This window comes from Tamlana crocina (assembly GCF_012037625.1).
Map to the genome: position 1 here is coordinate 1 of NZ_JAAVJS010000184.1, position 488 is coordinate 488.

General features: G+C 40.2%; 1 protein-coding gene. It reads left to right on the forward strand.

Going from position 1 to position 488, the window contains the following annotated elements; translation table 11 throughout:
• The first annotated feature begins 58 nt into the window (after positions 1-58).
• The gene (rbfA, locus tag HC176_RS16250) at positions 59-454 is read left to right on the forward strand and encodes a 30S ribosome-binding factor RbfA (protein ID WP_167920045.1); all 396 of its coding nucleotides are present in this window, start codon (positions 59-61) and stop codon (positions 452-454) included.
• Positions 455-488 lie beyond the last annotated feature (34 nt).

A 488-nucleotide genomic window follows, 5' to 3' on the forward strand; every position in this document is an offset into this window, starting at 1 on the left:
CCAAAGCTATTAACGCATATTTTAAGATTTTAAGCGGTAAATGTTCTACTTTTGTAGCATGGAAGAAACGAACAGACAAAAAAAAATAGGAGGAGTAATACAGCGGGATTTGGCCGAAATTCTTCAGGCTCATTTGCGTGATGCGGGTAAAACGGGAATTTTGATCTCTGTTTCTAAAGTAAAGGTTACCACAGATCTTTCTCAGGCCAAAGCTTACATCAGTATTTTTCCGGCCAAAAATGCCAAAGAAATTCTGGCAGAACTCACCGAGGTAAAGCCAAAGATCAAGCATGAAGTAGCATTGCGTACCAAAAATCAATTACGCAGAATGCCGAACCTGGAATTCTTCATTGATGATTCGCTCGACTACATTGAAAACATCGAAAAATCTATTAAAGGCGAAGATAACCCTATCGAACAGCCGGACCTGCTTGCGAGACGGAAAAAATCATAAGACTTGAATTTCCCCTTTTACATAGCCCGCAGGT

Bases quoted from the DNA above. Each gene is read 5' to 3' on its own strand.
- rbfA (WP_167920045.1), top strand. From the start codon at position 59: ATGGAAGAAACGAACAGACAAAAAAAAATAGGAGGAGTAATACAGCGG.